Source organism: Rheinheimera sp., from assembly GCF_965283995.1.
Lineage (GTDB): Bacteria > Pseudomonadota > Gammaproteobacteria > Enterobacterales > Alteromonadaceae > Pararheinheimera.
In genome coordinates, this window is the sequence record NZ_CBDIQG010000001.1 from 2,627,128 (window position 1) to 2,641,461 (window position 14,334).

Consider the following 14,334-nt stretch of genomic DNA (forward strand, 5'->3'; position numbering starts at 1 on the left):
GAACTCAGTAATGCTTCAGCATAGCATTGATGCCTGTAAAGCTGCAGCAGAAAAAACGTTACTGATCATGAAATTGGGCTTGTCGAAATCAAATTGAAACTGACCAGAGTCTGCTACGAGCGCAATAAAAAAGCCGGGTTGCCCCGGCTTTATCTGATGGTTCGAATTAACGGATCAATGTATAGAACACAGTGTTATCTCGTTGAATTTGCAGAGCAATCACACCACGCGCCTGTTCCAGTACGGACCTGAGTTGGGTGATATTTTCAATTCGTGTTCTGCCGATACCGATAATGACATCATTTTTACTGAGACCGAGACGTGCCGCCGGTGAGCCGTCGGCAACTTCAGTGATGACAACGCCAGCTTCGCCGTCTGGCGTTTTACCGTTGGCAAAGTTGGCGCCAGCCAGCATTTCATGCAGATTTTCTGCGGTGACATTGGCCTGATCCGCGGCAGATAATTTCACGTCGAGTGAGACTTGTTTATCTTCGCGCAGAATTCCCAGCTTCACTGATTTACCGATGCCGAGTGTACCTACTTTAGCACGCAGTTCTGACATACCCTGGATCGGTTTGCCATTGAGGCTGACGATAGTGTCGCCGGCTTTTACGCCAGCTTTTTCCGCCCCTGAATCGGGTGTAACCATCCGGACGAAGACACCTTTGTTGGTTTTCACGTTCATATTTTTGGCCAGCTCAGCGTTCAAGTCATAGCCTTCAATACCGAGCACACCACGTTTTACTTCACCAAATTCGATGATTTGATTAACGAGGTTTTTCATCATCGTCGATGGAATGGCAAAACCGATACCGATATTGCCGCCGTTTGGTCCCAGAATGGCGGTGTTAATGCCGATCAGCTCACCTTTTAAGTTGACCAGTGCACCACCTGAGTTACCGCTGTTGATCGCTGCATCGGTCTGGATGAAATCTTCATATTTTTCAATATCAAGACCACCGCGGCCAAGCGCGCTGACGATACCGGATGTGACGGTTTGGCCTAAACCAAACGGGTTGCCAATAGCAACCGTAAAATCACCGACCCGCAGCGTGTCAGAATCCGAGACCGTGATCGCGGTCAGGTTGTCGGCTTTGATTTGTAACAGCGCGATATCGCTGTCCGGGTCTTCACCGATTTTTTTTGCATCAAAAGTCCGGCCATCTTTTAAGGTGACCTGAATTTCATCGGCTTGATTAATCACATGAGAGTTGGTAACCACATAACCTTTGGCTGCATCAATGATCACACCCGAACCCAAGCCGCGGAACGGCTGAGAGCGGCGCATTTCGCCTTGACCAAAAAACTGTTGGAACGCATCCGGCACACGCTGACGCACTTCCCGGTTGCCTGCGACGTTAATGTTGACGACGGCAGGGGTCACTTTGTCGAGCATAGGTGCCAGGCTTGGCATTTCGGTGCCGGCTTCGGCACCGAAGAAAGGGAGTTTTGCCGCTGCAGGGCTTGGTTGGGCTAACAGAAAAACTGCAAGAATACTTGCGGTGACAAAGGATAACTTCATATTCATAACGCACTTGTCTCCATCGGGTAACTGCCTCTGAAGACCGGTGCATTTTTAAAAAGTTTCAGTTTCCTGAATTTTTTTCAGTTGGGAAGGTTTTCATCAACCCGCTGGAATGACCCGCATAATCAAGTGGTTGTTGTGCATGTGACACTTGTTTGCGTCGGCGTTCATCGATTTGTCCAAGCGATTTACGAATGTGTTCCGCTGTATCCGTCGACAAATAATTCAAATGCGTTGGGCGTTGAACCGGGGCTTTGTCGACCAGCGTCATCTTGGTACTGGCCATATGGCGGACGATCTGTTCGTAGTTGTCTTGCAACTGACTCATCAACCGTTGCGTCGTTTCCAGATGGTCGGACACTTCTGTGCGATAATTTTGCAGCTGGGTTTTACTCTCTTCGAGTTCAACCTGCAGTTTGTTCTGATTAAATTGCCGGACACTGTAAAAACGGGCTGCTGCAGCACCAATCACTAAACCGGCAATCAGCCAAAGAATGGAAGATATCAACATAACAACTCCTGAAACTACGATTTACTGCCAAGTGTAACCGATCTTCTTATCGGTAGTGGTAAGGCATGTTACTATAAGCGCTAACTTTTCCCGGCCAGAACCTGCGCCCGCACTGCATTGTATGATGACGCCACAGCAAAAATATCAGCTTGATTTACAGCGCCCCGATTTTCAGTTTGATGCTGCTCAGCAACATGCCGTGTTGCAACTGCAACGCCTGTATGACGATTTTGTTAGCCGGAAGCCAAAAAGCACATCGATTTTCAATAAGTTACTTGGAAAAAAAGCGGATGTAAGCCCGCTCAAAGGTTTGTATTTCTGGGGTGGTGTCGGCCGCGGCAAGACCTATCTGGTTGATACATTTTTTGAATGCTTACCCGGTGATCGCAAACTGCGTGTGCATTTTCACCGTTTTATGCACAAAGTACATGACGAACTGAAAGCGCTGGCCGGTGAGTCAAATCCATTAGAAAAAGTCGCCGACCACTTTAAACGTGATGTGGATATCATCTGTTTTGATGAGTTTTTTGTGTCAGATATCACCGATGCGATGATCCTCGGCACGCTGATGCAGGCCTTGTTTGCCCGTGGCATTACGCTGGTAGCGACATCGAACATTGAGCCGGATGGCTTATATCGCAACGGTTTGCAGCGCGCCCGGTTTTTGCCAGCGATTGCTTTGATTAAACAACATACCGATGTAGTCAATGTTGACAGTGGTATTGATTACCGGCTTCGTACTTTGCAGCAGGCTGAAATTTATCACGCGCCGCTCGATGAAAAAGCAGAACAGAATTTGCAGCAATATTTTCTGGCCCTGTCGGTTGAGCCGCGTCAGCAGGATGGCCAAATTGACATTGCCAGCCGGAAACTGAATTACCGCCGTGAAGCTGATGGCATCATCTGGTTTGAATTCAGTGAGTTGTGCGAGACGATGCGCAGTCAGTACGACTACATGGAACTATCAAAAATCTACCATACGCTGCTGCTCAGCGGCGTGAAGCAGATGGGGCAGGGCAACGATGATGTGGCCCGGCGTTTTATTGCACTGGTCGATGAGTTTTATGAGCGTAAAGTGAAGCTGATCATCTCCGCTGAGTTGCCGATGGAGCAGTTATATACGCAAGGAATCCTGTCGTTTGAGTTCAGGCGCTGCCTGAGCCGTCTGCAGGAAATGCAGTCACAGGATTATCTGGCATTGGCTCATTTGCCGTAAAACACTGATTCGATCGAAAAAATCTGCACAAAATAGCTGTTTTTTGTGCAGCCTTCCTTTATAATCCGCCGCCGGCCCACGTTACAGCCTGATTCTGCCGTAGCCTGGCAGTTTGCAGTACTCGAAGGGGTACGATAAACGACGCAGCCTGAGTAGGTTGTGTAAGGTGTAACATATTTATTTTTGGGTAGTTTTTGATGAAAACTTTTACTGCTAAACCAGAAAGCGTAACACGCGACTGGTTCGTTGTTGATGCCGCAGGTAAAACCCTGGGTCGTCTGTCAACTGAAATCGCTAGCCGTCTGCGCGGCAAGCACAAGCCAGAATACACGCCACACGTTGACACCGGCGACTACATCATCGTAGTTAACGCTGACAAAGTGACTGTAACTGGTAACAAAGCGAAAAACAAAATGTACTATTCTCACTCTGGTTTCCCAGGTGGCATCAAAGAAATTAACTTTGAAAAGCTGCTGGATAAAAAACCTGAGATGGTACTGGAGACCGCGATCAAAGGCATGCTGCCAAAAGGTCCACTGGGTCGCGCTATGTTCCGTAAGTTAAAAGTGTATGCAGGCGCCGAGCATCAGCACGCTGCCCAGCAACCACAAGTTTTAGACATCTAACGGGAGCATAGACATGGCACAGAATCAATATTACGGTACTGGTCGTCGTAAGACCTCTACTGCACGTGTATTCCTGAAAGCGGGTGCTGGTAACATCGTTATCAACCAACGCACTATCACTGAATACTTCGGTCGTGAAACTGCTCGTATGGTTGTTATGCAACCATTAGAGTTAGTTGAAATGGTTGGCAAGTTTGACATGTACATCACTGTAAAAGGTGGTGGTATTTCTGGTCAAGCTGGTGCTATCCGTCACGGTATCACCCGTGCACTGATGGAATTTGACGAGTCTCTGCGTCCTGCGCTGCGTAAAGCTGGTTTCGTAACCCGCGACGCTCGTAAAGTAGAACGTAAGAAAGTCGGTCTGCACAAAGCGCGTAAGCGCCCACAGTACTCAAAACGTTAATTCGTTTTCCCGAAAAACCCGGCTTCTGCCGGGTTTTTTTTCGTCTGAAACAATGTCCGGCACTCTGGCAATTCGACAAAGTCCGGTAATACTTGTTTGCGTCCGGCATAAAACAGCTATGGTGATTAAGGAGCAAAATCTGCTCAGATGCGCTGCTGGTTATCGTTAGTAATTTGTAAAGCAAATTCAGTCTGTTGCCCACATTGTCCGGGATCAAAAAATTGCGAAAAAAAACTGCAGCTGGTCGCATAGAATCAGTGTAAATCCTTGTAACAGGCAGGGCTTTTCATTATGATCCGCCGTATTTTGCAACTTATAATAATCGCTGTAATTCAGCCGCTTAAACTGTTTAAGTTTTAAGCGTAAACGTGGAGATGAGTGGATGAGCAATGCGCCAGTTGATCATGGTCGCCGTCGCTTCCTGACCATCGCGACCTCTGTTGTAGGTGGTGTTGGTGCTGTTGGAGCAGCCGTTCCCTTTATTGCGTCCTGGAATCCGAGTGAGAAAGCAAAACAAGCCGGTGCGCCTGTTACTGCGAATATCGGCAAACTCGAGCCAGGTCAGTTAATTCGGGTGGAATGGCGCGGTAAACCGGTGTGGGTCGTGAACCGTACACCTGATATGTTAAAAAGTCTGGCGGCCGTTGAAGGTCAGCTGCGGGATCCGAATTCTGATGAAGAACAGCAGCCGGCTTATGCGAAGAACCAGCATCGCTCGAAAAAGCCAGAAGTGTTTGTCGCGGTCGGTATTTGTACCCACCTGGGCTGCTCGCCAACTTATAAGATGGCTGATTTTGATGCCCATGTTGAAGGGATCGCATCTGGTTTCTTCTGCCCATGTCACGGCTCCACGTATGACATGGCTGGTCGGGTGTTTTCCGGCGTTCCTGCGCCAAAAAACCTGATGATCCCACCATATATGTTCACTGATGACACGACGCTGGTTATCGGTGTTGACGAGGGGACTGCCTGATGTTTAAAAATTTCATGAGTTGGATTGAGTACCGTATGCCATTTATGGAGAAGATGAATCTCCATGTGATGCAGTACCCAGCACCAAAAAACTTCAATTTCTGGTACTTCTTCGGTTCGTTAGCGATGCTGGTACTGGTAAATCAGATTGTCACCGGCATCTGGTTAACGATGAATTTCGAGCCTTCTGCTGAACGCGCTTTTGCTTCTGTTGAATACATCATGCGTGATGTCGACTACGGCTGGCTGCTGCGATATATGCACTCAACCGGTGCTTCTGCCTTTTTTGTTGTCGTGTATCTGCACATGTTCCGCGGCATGATGTACGGCTCTTACCAGAAACCACGTGAGCTGCTGTGGATTTTCGGTATGCTGATCTTTGTCGTGCTGATGGCTGAAGCTTTCATGGGCTACTTACTGCCGTGGGGTCAGATGTCGTTCTGGGGTGCTCAGGTTATTATTTCTATCTTCGGTGTTATTCCGGGGATTGGTGATGATTTAACCCTGTGGATCCGTGGTGACTACGTCATTTCCGGCGCGACACTGAACCGTTTCTTCGCGTTACACGTCATTGCGCTGCCACTGGTTCTGGTTATTCTGGTGTTCTTGCACATCATCGCATTGCATGAAGTGGGTTCAAATAACCCAGATGGTATCGATGTGAAAGTACCAAACGAAGGGCAGAAGTTTGAGAATAACGTCTCAGAAAAATTCACCTTCCATGAGTATTTCACCAAAGGTGGTAAGAAAATCATCGTCGATGCGATCCCATTCCACCCGTATTACACGGTGAAGGATATCGTTGGCGTGGTGGGATTCCTGATTATTTTCTGTGCAGTGATTTTCTTTGCACCGGAAGGCGGTGGTTATCTGCTGGAAGCACCGAACTTTGAACCGGCGAATCCGATGAAAACACCAGATCACATTGCTCCGGTTTGGTACTTCACGCCATTCTATGCCATTTTGCGGGCGATTCCTGACCAGTTGTGGGGCGCGATCCTGATGTTCGCCGCCATCATTCTGCTGGCACTGTTGCCGTGGTTAGACCGCTGTAAAGTGCGTTCAGTGCGCTATCGCTCAACACTGCACAAACTGAATCTGGTTAACTTTGTGATTAGCTTTATCGTGTTAGGGGTTCTGGGTGTATTACCAGCAACGCCGACTTACACGCTTTATGCACAAATTGCTTCCGTTGCTTACTTCGGCTTCTTCGGCTTGCTGTGGTGGTACAGCAAAAACGAAAAAACCAAACCATTGCCTGTGAGGTTGTCATAATGCTGAAAAAGTTATTCTCAGTACTGGCACTGGTGACGTCTGCTTCAGTGTTGGCTGCAGGTGGTCATGCTGTCCACCTGGACAAAGCACCTATTAACCTGCATGACAAAGAATCATTGCAGCGCGGCGCTAAGATGTTCCAGAACTACTGTCTGGGTTGCCACCAGATGGAATACCAGCGTTATTCACGTACGTTCCGTGATCTGGGTATTCCGGATGACGTCGGGATGAAAGAGCTGGCGTTTACGGCAAATAAGGTCGGTGATTTCATTAAGAACTCAACGCCAAAAGCCGATTTGGCCAGATGGTTTGGTGCGCCGCCACCGGATCTGACCAACGTCGCCCGGGTGCGCGGTCCAGATTGGATCTACACCTACCTGCGTTCGTTTTACGTCGATCCAACGCGTCCATTCGGCGTGAACAACGAAGTGTTCCCACTGGTTGGTATGCCGCATGTGCTGCAGGAATTGCAGGGTATCCCGCATAAAAAACACGAAACACAAATGGTCGATGGTGAGTCGAAAGAAGTTTATGTCGGTATTGTCGCCGATGGTTCAGGTGAACTCAGCCCGGAAGAATATGACCGTGCTGTAGCTGATCTGGTGAACTATCTGGAGTACACTGGCGAGCCTTCAAAACTTGAATCCCATAGTCTGGGTATTAAAGTGATGATCTTCCTGTTTATTTTCTTTGTGTTGGCATTCTTGCTGAAGAAAGAATACTGGAAAGACGTTCATTAAGCGCCACGCGCTGTCAGTATAAGGGGCCGCAAGGCCCCTTTGCCTTTTTCGGAGGAAGCCATGGCGAGCAACGCCAGCAGACGTAATACAATGACTTTGTTCAGTGCCGCAGCCGAGATGGACAGCCATCACGTGCGAATGGTGCTGGCCGAAAAAGGCATCAGCGCAGATATTCTGGTCGTGCATCCCGGCAACCTGCCGGAAGATGTGTATGAAGTGAATCCATATGGTAGTTTGCCCACCCTGATTGACCGGGATTTGGCGCTGTATCAGGCCGATATCATTATGGAATATCTGGACGAGCGTTTTCCGCATCCGCCATTATTGCCGGTCTATCCGGTCGCGCGTGGCCAGACCCGGCTGATGATGTATCGCATCAAACGCGACTGGTATGGTCTTGCTAATAAAATTCTGGCCGATGCACCCGGTGCGGCGGATGCCCGGCACGATTTACGTGAAAGTCTGCTGTCGACCGCGCCGATTTTTGCTGACTCACCGTTTTTTATGAGTGACGAATTCAGCTTACAGGACGTATACCTGTCAGCGCTGTTATGGCGCCTGCCACTGCTTGGCATTGAGTTGTCCGGTCCTGGCAGTAAACCAATTAAAAATTATATGCTGCGGATGTTCGAGCGCGATGCCTTCCAACAGTCCTTGACTGAAGCAGAGCGCCGCATTCATCCCGGTATGTATTAAGAGAATTCATCATGCAAATGACTCCAAACCGGCCTTATCTGTTACGTGCTTTTTACGAATGGATTGTCGACAACAACTGCACGCCTTATCTGGTCGTTGATGCCACTATGCCTGGCGTGAAAGTGCCATTGCAGCATGTCAAAGATGGTCAAATCGTGCTGAATATCAGCCCGGGAGCTATTGGCAATTTATTGCTGGGTAATGATGCAGTGACTTTTAATGCCCGGTTTAGCGGTAATCCCTTTGCGCTGTATATTCCGCAGCGTTCAGTGCTGGCGATCTATGCCCGTGAAAACGGCGCCGGCACTATGTTCACGCCGGAAGAAGAATGGCAGGAAGATGAGCTGGATGACGCGGACACTGACGTTGAAGAAGTCGCAGCCAGTGACAGCCCGGAACCTGGTCCGGATGATGACAAACCGAAAAAAGGTAGTCATTTGCGGGTAGTGAAATAGACATTGCCTGAGTAAAACCAAAAAGCCGCATTATGCGGCTTTTCTATTTTATGGCCCGGTAAAATTAATGCACGACGACTTTTCGCACGACGACCGGTTTTTTCACCACCACAGGTTTCACTACCACGGTCTTCGTCACCGGTTTTGCCACTACCACGTGCCGGTGATGCGCCGGATGTACTACACAGCCTGACAGCACCACCATCGCGATTAAGCCCGTCAGCCAGACTCTTATCACCGCACCCGTAAACTTTTGCATCTCAGGTCCTTTATCGTGTTGGTTATTTACGGACTGAGTGTAGTGATTAACATGTCAATCAGGTGAAAAGGCAGGTAAAGGTTGGGTAAATCTCTTACGGGAACGCAACGCACCAGCAAGGTCGCACAGACGCTATTACCAACCGATATCAATGTTTCATCAGGTTTTTCAAGTCGATTTTATTTAGGCTGAATTTGCGCTGTTGCAACAGTTGTTGAACTGCAGAAACAAAAATATTACATTTCGAGTTATCAATATGAAGTTATCTGCCCTGATTTTGGCAGACTTTTCACACAGGACGTGTTGCTGATGCATATCCCCACTGATCGTTTCCCTTTCTGGCAACAACCTAAAGTAATCCTTGGCGTGATAACTCTGGTTACCTTAGCGCTGGGCATGCTGATATCCGGTTTCTTTTCTGCCTCACCTGCATCATTACAGCAGCAGACAAGCCGGATACAGCAGGGGACACTGGACAATCAAATCAGCGCTTTCGGCGTTTTAGTCCCGCAAAAAGTGCAAAGCCTGATTGCGATGACCGAAGGCCGGGTGTTGCAGCTGGCGCAAAGACCCGGCGCTATGCTCGAGGCTGGGCAGCCGATTTTGCAGCTGGTGAATCCAAAATTACAGCGCCAGCTGGAAGAGCAGGAGCTGGCATTACAAGCACAGCAGGCCGAATTTTTATTGCTGCAGCAGCAGCTGGAACAAGAGCAGTTACAACTGCGGCATGATTTACGGCTGGCTCAGGCCGAGCAACAGCTGTTGCAAACCCAACTGGCCGCAAAACAAGAGCTGTTTCGCCAGCAAATTGTTTCAGCGCTGGATTTTGCCCAAAGCGAAGCATTGCTGACTCAGGCCAAACAAAAAGTACTGCTGGCCGAAGAGAAACTTAAAGGCTTTGCCAGTTCGAGCCAAAACCGGCTGGCGGCAGCTGAACTCAACCGGCAACGCGCAGAAAAACAACGGGATATCGCAAAGCAGGATGTGCAGGCGTTGGCCGTCAGCAGCGATATCAGCGGCCAGCTGATTGCGCTGGATGAAAGCTTAAAACCTGGTAGTCAGGTGGTAGCAGGGCAAGCTTTGGGGCAAGTGGCTGAGCCGGGGCAATTGTTAGCAGAGTTAAAAATTGGCGCGGTCGATGCGGCTTTAGTCAAACCCGGTCAGGCGGTGACGCTGAATATCAAAGGCAAACCCATGCTCGGTGAAGTCAGCTGGGTGTCGCCGAATGTGGTGGATAACTTTTTACGGGTCGATGTGGCTTTATTAAGTGAGCTACCGGATACCGCCCGCGCCAATATTGAAGTGAAGGCAGATATCAATGTCGGGACACAAGAACAAACCCTGCTCAGTGACCGCGCTTCTTATATTCAAAAACCACAACAACGTCAGGCGCTGTTTGTCTGGGATGCGTCTTCAGCGCAGTACCAGCGACGTGAAGTGCTGATCGGCAGCCTGACCAACAAACAAATGCAGCTGTTAGACGGTGTCAAAGCCGGTGAACAAATTCTATTGCAGGTGCCGGCGGCGCTGTTAAACAACGAAGTGATTGCACCGGAGGATCTCAATGGCTGAAGCCAATAAAACACCAACCCATCAGGCGGAAACCCTCATCGACATCCGGCAGGCGTCTAAGGTGTTTACTCAGGGCAAGCTACAACTGCCGGTGCTACAGGCACTGGATTTTCAGGTGACACGCGGCGAGTTTGTTGCGATTGAAGGCCGCTCCGGCAGTGGTAAATCGACGTTGTTATCCATTATCGGCTTGCTTGATAGCTTTTCAGCCGGTGAGTATTTGCTGCTTGGCCAGTCGGTGCCGGGTTTGTCGGCTTATCAGCATAGTGTGCTGCGTAACCGCCATATTGGCTGGATTTTTCAAAACTTTAACCTGATTAGCAGCATGACAGTGGCGGAGAATGTCAGTTTACCGCTGCGTTATTTAGCCGGTGTCAAAGCAGCCGACTACCGCAGCCGCGCAGCGCAAGTGCTGGCACAAGTGGAGCTTTCCGACAAGCTGGATGCTTATCCGGAGCAGTTGTCCGGCGGTCAGCAACAACGGGCGGCGATAGCACGGGCGCTAATCACTAACCCGAGCTTGTTATTGGCGGATGAACCGACCGGGAACCTGGATTCGCAAAGTGCCGAGATTGTGATGAACCTGCTGGCTAAATTGCACCAGAATGGCGCAACCGTGCTGATGGTGACGCATGACCCGCAGCTGGCCGCCAGGGCACAGCGCCGTTTGTATCTGACCGATGGCCAGTTTGTCGTAACAGCATCAAAGCCGGTTACAGCGACAGAGCCAACTACTGTTGCGCCAGAGCCTAAGTCAATGACTACAGCAGCGACCGAGCAGAGGGCCAGCTAATGCATTTGCTGTTCACGCTGAAGTTTAGCTGGCGCTTATGGCGTGGCCAGCGCCTGCAATGGAGTTTGCTGGCGCTCGGCTTAGGTTGTTTCAGTGCTTTATTGTTGTTACTGCTGCAATTAGGGCCACAGCTGCGAACACCATTGCCGGGCTGGGCGCAGCCGGCAGACTTGGTGGCGACTGTGCACCGCACCGACCCGCAAGGCCGTTATCAACCCGTAAGCAATGCGGAGTTATACCGGTTAAAGCGGCAACCTGAAGTGAATGCGCTGGCTATAGCTCAGTTTGAGAGCAGCGAGCTGCGGATTGCCGAACAGAATATCGACCGCACTAAGCTGGTGTATTACAGCGAAAATCTGCCAGAAGTGTTGGGGATGCAAGCGCCTTTTACCCGGCCGGAAGCAGGGCAGGCGCAGCCGGTGTACCTGAGTCATTGGCTCTGGCAGTTATTGGGTAAGCCGGAAGTTCAAGGCTTAGATGTATTAGTCCGTGAAAATGACAAACGTTATGTGATTGCAGCGGTATTACCGCCGGCGCTGGACCGCTTTAGTGAGAAACGACCGGGTTTGTGGTTACCCTGGGAGGACCGGTTTTTGCCTTTATTGGACATTGATGAGGACCATGACACCAGCAAAGGCCCTGGCCCTGAAGCATTAGCGATGACTGAAAACCTTCCTGATAGTATTGGTTTTATTCAGCATAAAACGGGAGCGGATCTCACTGCGCTAGCCAAGAACTACGATGCGACACCGGTTGAATGGCTGGGTCTGCAAGCTTTTAAAATGATTGAAGATAAACATCAGGCTGACATTATTCCTGGGATTGAGCTGTTTCCGGAGCAACGCGCTGACTTATTGCAGCAATTCTGGTTACTGTCTTGTCTGACGTTGTTATGCGGCGCCGTGGTCGCTATCAACCTGGTGTTTTGCCTGATAGGTCAGCTGGTACAACGCCAGCATGAAATGGGGATGCGCCAGGTGTTGGGTGCCCGCAGCCTGCAGTTAAGCCGGCAGCTGGCGCTGGAGCAGTTACCACTTTGGTGCGCGGCTTTGGCCATAGGTGGGTTGTTGTATTGGCAGGGCGCTGGGCTGCTTGCCGGGCTCAAGGTGTATCAGCAATATTTTGGCAGTGCTGGGGTGCCGTTTGATTGGGGCTATGCCGCCGTTGCCGTGTTGGGGCTTACTGTATTTTTGCTGCTGTGCAGCCAGTTGCCCCTGCTGTGGCTGTTACGCCGTGCCCGGATGTTCCGCAATCGTCAGGCGCAGCGCAATGTGTTACAGCAACGGCTGGCGCTGGCGCAGCAGGTACTGCAACTGAGTTTTGCCGGTCTGGCGCTGGTGCTGGCGTTGTCGTTACAGTTTCAATTGCTGCAGCAGGAAAACACCATCAGCCGCTGGTTGCCATTCGAGGAGATCAGGCTGCGGCTTAATCCCGGAATTCACCCGGATGCAGCGTTGCAACGCGGTGAGTTTGGTCAGTATTCAGCAGCACAGCTGGCGTTTGCCAGCGAGTTCACGGAGCCGGTGGAACGTAAACTTAGCACCACAGTCAACGGTCACACACTGGAGCTGTTTGTCCACAGTACTGAAATGAGCAGCAATTATCTGCAATTTATCGGTGCCGATGTCATTGCAGGTACTGCCGAAACAGACAGTGAAGGCATTGTGATTAACCGAGCGCTGGCCGACCGTTTGCTGGAGCCGGGCCAGACCTATGCGGATTTACCTGGCACGACTTTGAGCTACTTAGCCCCATTTGCCGTGCAGACACAAATCCGTGGGGTCATTCAAAACCTGCCGCATCGTGGGGTTGCTGCGACTTCAATGCCGATGATGTACACCCAGCTGAAAGTCAACGGCTGGGGTCCGCATGATGTTCTTACCCTCATCACAAACCCAAAACTGGTCGATGAGGTAACCACAGCGCTGGAAGACTGGGCCGACCGACAAGGTCAGGATTTAGACATCAGCTACCGGGGCACTTTGGCCACTCAACTGGAACAAATGAATGAACCTTATTGGATTTTTGCCCGCATCTCTATGCTGTTAGCCGGGGTGATTAGCCTGCTCGCCGCGTTAAGTTTGTATTATCAGCTGAAAACCCAGCTGCTGTTAGAGCAAAGTGTGCTGGCAACCAAGCTGGCGGTTGGCGCCACAGTGCCAGGGTTAATCAGCCGGTTATGTGGCCATCAGCTGGGGTTATTACTATTCAGTGTACCGGCATGTGCTTTGTTGTTGTGGGGGCTTTCGCCCTGGCTCAGTGGCAAACTGGGGGCGTCGGTATTTCAGCACAACGCTGTGTTACCGGCGCTTGCATTGCTGCTGGGCCTGGTGTTGCTTGCCACAGTGTTACCGGCGCTGCGCTTGTTGCAAAAACCAATCGCCTTATTGCTGCAGGGCAGGGCCACCTGAGGCGACTTGCCAGAACGCTCGCATCAGCGGTTCGTGCAGGCGTTTGGATTGCATACAGATGCCCAAATCAAAAGGGGCAAACTGGTAATCGAGCGCCAGCACGCGCACCCGGTCGCGCACCGGGCTGTGTTGCACCACCGGATCAGGCGCTATCGCCACGCCAGTACCAAGCGCCACCATACTGACCATCGCTTCGTGGCCTTCCACTTTGGCGACAATATTCGGCGTGATGCCTTGCTGTTTTAACCAGGCATCGAGGCGGCTACGCGCCGGGCCATGTTCCGGCACTATCAGCGGGATCTTGTCCCAGTCCATCGCCGTTTCGTTGAGTAAATCATTGACTTTACAGGGGATCACCGGTGCAATCAGCTGTAGCGGTAGTTTAGCGATGCTGGCAAAAGCGATATTCAGCGGTAAATTTGGTGGATACACCGCCAAAGCAATATCCGCTTCGTCGTTTTTCACTTTCTCCAGCGCCAACGCCGCATCGCCGGTAGTCAGGCTGATTTCTGCTTTGGGGCACAGTACCCGGAATTTATCCAGGATCGCCGGTAAATGGCTGTAGCTGGCGGTCACTGTACAAAACAGTCGGATCTCGCCTTGCAGCGCGTCAGAGGTTAACGACAAATCGACCTGCAGCTGATGCCAGTCGGCCAGATATTGTTTCACAAACTGCACAAAGCGCACGCCGGCCGGCGTCAGCCGCACTGACCTTTTGTCGCGGCTAAATAACTGCACGCCTAAATCTTCTTCCAGCCGCTGAATAATCCGCGTCAGCGTCGACGGCGACACATATAGCTGTTCGCTGGTTTTAGTGAAGTTCAGGCTGCTGGCCAGGTGCAGGTAAAGCTGAGCGCTACGGATATCCATCAGATGC

General features: G+C 50.6%; 15 protein-coding genes. 11 read left to right on the plus strand and 4 right to left on the minus strand.

The window, feature by feature from the left end:
• Positions 1–166: 166 nt before the first annotated feature.
• Together ACQ66Q_RS11790 and ACQ66Q_RS11795 are read right to left on the minus strand one after the other, a co-directional pair.
• The gene (locus ACQ66Q_RS11790; RefSeq protein WP_430456986.1) at positions 167–1,528 is read right to left on the minus strand and encodes a Do family serine endopeptidase; all 1,362 of its coding nucleotides are present in this window, start codon (positions 1,526–1,528) and stop codon (positions 167–169) included.
• A 58-nt stretch (positions 1,529–1,586) separates the two neighbouring features.
• Positions 1,587–2,036 (minus strand): YhcB family protein, encoded by a 450-nt coding sequence (locus ACQ66Q_RS11795; protein ID WP_430456987.1) that lies wholly within the window; start codon positions 2,034–2,036, stop codon positions 1,587–1,589.
• Positions 2,037–2,157: 121 nt separating this feature from the next.
• Here ACQ66Q_RS11795 and zapE point away from each other — a divergent pair, with 121 nt between their 5' ends.
• From zapE to ACQ66Q_RS11835, 8 genes are all read left to right on the plus strand, one after another.
• The gene (zapE, locus tag ACQ66Q_RS11800) at positions 2,158–3,252 is read left to right on the plus strand and encodes a cell division protein ZapE (RefSeq protein WP_430456988.1); all 1,095 of its coding nucleotides are present in this window, start codon (positions 2,158–2,160) and stop codon (positions 3,250–3,252) included.
• Between the two features lie 197 nt (positions 3,253–3,449).
• The gene (gene rplM, locus ACQ66Q_RS11805; RefSeq protein WP_208932832.1) at positions 3,450–3,878 is read left to right on the plus strand and encodes a 50S ribosomal protein L13; all 429 of its coding nucleotides are present in this window, start codon (positions 3,450–3,452) and stop codon (positions 3,876–3,878) included.
• A gap of 13 nt (positions 3,879–3,891) precedes the next feature.
• A complete protein-coding gene (gene rpsI / locus ACQ66Q_RS11810; protein ID WP_208932831.1) occupies positions 3,892–4,284 on the plus strand; it encodes a 30S ribosomal protein S9 in 393 nt (130 codons plus the stop codon).
• 382 nt (positions 4,285–4,666) lie between these two features.
• Positions 4,667–5,257 (plus strand): ubiquinol-cytochrome c reductase iron-sulfur subunit, encoded by a 591-nt coding sequence (petA, locus tag ACQ66Q_RS11815; protein ID WP_208932830.1) that lies wholly within the window; start codon positions 4,667–4,669, stop codon positions 5,255–5,257.
• Positions 5,257–6,531 (plus strand): cytochrome b, encoded by a 1,275-nt coding sequence (locus ACQ66Q_RS11820; RefSeq protein WP_430456989.1) that lies wholly within the window; start codon positions 5,257–5,259, stop codon positions 6,529–6,531. The genes petA and ACQ66Q_RS11820 overlap by 1 nt, the downstream gene beginning before the upstream one ends.
• Positions 6,531–7,271, plus strand: coding sequence for a cytochrome c1 (locus tag ACQ66Q_RS11825; RefSeq protein ID WP_430456990.1), 741 nt, complete (start codon positions 6,531–6,533; stop codon positions 7,269–7,271). Before ACQ66Q_RS11820 ends, ACQ66Q_RS11825 begins: the two co-directional genes overlap by 1 nt.
• A gap of 60 nt (positions 7,272–7,331) precedes the next feature.
• Entirely contained in the window at positions 7,332–7,967 is a 636-nt protein-coding gene (sspA, locus tag ACQ66Q_RS11830) for a stringent starvation protein SspA (RefSeq protein ID WP_430456991.1), read from the plus strand.
• Between the two features lie 11 nt (positions 7,968–7,978).
• Positions 7,979–8,422, plus strand: a complete 444-nt coding sequence (locus tag ACQ66Q_RS11835) for a ClpXP protease specificity-enhancing factor (RefSeq protein WP_430456992.1) — start codon at positions 7,979–7,981, stop codon at positions 8,420–8,422.
• Positions 8,423–8,486: 64 nt separating this feature from the next.
• Here ACQ66Q_RS11835 and ACQ66Q_RS11840 read toward each other — a convergent pair whose 3' ends face one another.
• On the minus strand, positions 8,487–8,681 hold the full coding sequence (locus ACQ66Q_RS11840) for a hypothetical protein (protein WP_430456993.1): 195 nt from the start codon (positions 8,679–8,681) through the stop codon (positions 8,487–8,489).
• 309 nt (positions 8,682–8,990) lie between these two features.
• Here ACQ66Q_RS11840 and ACQ66Q_RS11845 point away from each other — a divergent pair, with 309 nt between their 5' ends.
• The 3 genes from ACQ66Q_RS11845 to ACQ66Q_RS11855 are packed head-to-tail and all read left to right on the plus strand — an operon-like array spanning position 8,991 to position 13,457.
• Positions 8,991–10,253 (plus strand): efflux RND transporter periplasmic adaptor subunit, encoded by a 1,263-nt coding sequence (locus ACQ66Q_RS11845; protein WP_430456994.1) that lies wholly within the window; start codon positions 8,991–8,993, stop codon positions 10,251–10,253.
• The gene (locus ACQ66Q_RS11850) at positions 10,246–11,046 is read left to right on the plus strand and encodes an ABC transporter ATP-binding protein (RefSeq protein ID WP_430456995.1); all 801 of its coding nucleotides are present in this window, start codon (positions 10,246–10,248) and stop codon (positions 11,044–11,046) included. Before ACQ66Q_RS11845 ends, ACQ66Q_RS11850 begins: the two co-directional genes overlap by 8 nt.
• A complete protein-coding gene (locus ACQ66Q_RS11855) occupies positions 11,046–13,457 on the plus strand; it encodes an FtsX-like permease family protein (protein WP_430456996.1) in 2,412 nt (803 codons plus the stop codon). Before ACQ66Q_RS11850 ends, ACQ66Q_RS11855 begins: the two co-directional genes overlap by 1 nt.
• Here the strand turns inward: ACQ66Q_RS11855 and ilvY are convergent.
• Positions 13,431–14,327, minus strand: coding sequence for an HTH-type transcriptional activator IlvY (gene ilvY, locus ACQ66Q_RS11860; protein WP_430456997.1), 897 nt, complete (start codon positions 14,325–14,327; stop codon positions 13,431–13,433). The genes ACQ66Q_RS11855 and ilvY overlap by 27 nt on opposite strands.
• Between the last annotated feature and the right edge of the window lie 7 nt (positions 14,328–14,334).

What these genes read in the sequence shown, in the direction of transcription:
- ACQ66Q_RS11790 (WP_430456986.1), bottom strand. Translation starts at nt 1,528, where the DNA reads ATGAATATGAAGTTATCCTTTGTCACCGCAAGTATTCTTGCAGTTTTT.
- ACQ66Q_RS11795 (WP_430456987.1), bottom strand. Translation starts at nt 2,036, where the DNA reads ATGTTGATATCTTCCATTCTTTGGCTGATTGCCGGTTTAGTGATTGGT.
- zapE (WP_430456988.1), top strand. Translation starts at nt 2,158, where the DNA reads ATGATGACGCCACAGCAAAAATATCAGCTTGATTTACAGCGCCCCGAT.
- rplM (WP_208932832.1), top strand. Translation starts at nt 3,450, where the DNA reads ATGAAAACTTTTACTGCTAAACCAGAAAGCGTAACACGCGACTGGTTC.
- rpsI (WP_208932831.1), top strand. Translation starts at nt 3,892, where the DNA reads ATGGCACAGAATCAATATTACGGTACTGGTCGTCGTAAGACCTCTACT.
- petA (WP_208932830.1), top strand. Translation starts at nt 4,667, where the DNA reads ATGAGCAATGCGCCAGTTGATCATGGTCGCCGTCGCTTCCTGACCATC.
- ACQ66Q_RS11820 (WP_430456989.1), top strand. Translation starts at nt 5,257, where the DNA reads ATGTTTAAAAATTTCATGAGTTGGATTGAGTACCGTATGCCATTTATG.
- ACQ66Q_RS11825 (WP_430456990.1), top strand. Translation starts at nt 6,531, where the DNA reads ATGCTGAAAAAGTTATTCTCAGTACTGGCACTGGTGACGTCTGCTTCA.
- sspA (WP_430456991.1), top strand. Translation starts at nt 7,332, where the DNA reads ATGGCGAGCAACGCCAGCAGACGTAATACAATGACTTTGTTCAGTGCC.
- ACQ66Q_RS11835 (WP_430456992.1), top strand. Translation starts at nt 7,979, where the DNA reads ATGCAAATGACTCCAAACCGGCCTTATCTGTTACGTGCTTTTTACGAA.
- ACQ66Q_RS11840 (WP_430456993.1), bottom strand. Translation starts at nt 8,681, where the DNA reads ATGCAAAAGTTTACGGGTGCGGTGATAAGAGTCTGGCTGACGGGCTTA.
- ACQ66Q_RS11845 (WP_430456994.1), top strand. Translation starts at nt 8,991, where the DNA reads ATGCATATCCCCACTGATCGTTTCCCTTTCTGGCAACAACCTAAAGTA.
- ACQ66Q_RS11850 (WP_430456995.1), top strand. Translation starts at nt 10,246, where the DNA reads ATGGCTGAAGCCAATAAAACACCAACCCATCAGGCGGAAACCCTCATC.
- ACQ66Q_RS11855 (WP_430456996.1), top strand. Translation starts at nt 11,046, where the DNA reads ATGCATTTGCTGTTCACGCTGAAGTTTAGCTGGCGCTTATGGCGTGGC.
- ilvY (WP_430456997.1), bottom strand. Translation starts at nt 14,327, where the DNA reads ATGGATATCCGTAGCGCTCAGCTTTACCTGCACCTGGCCAGCAGCCTG.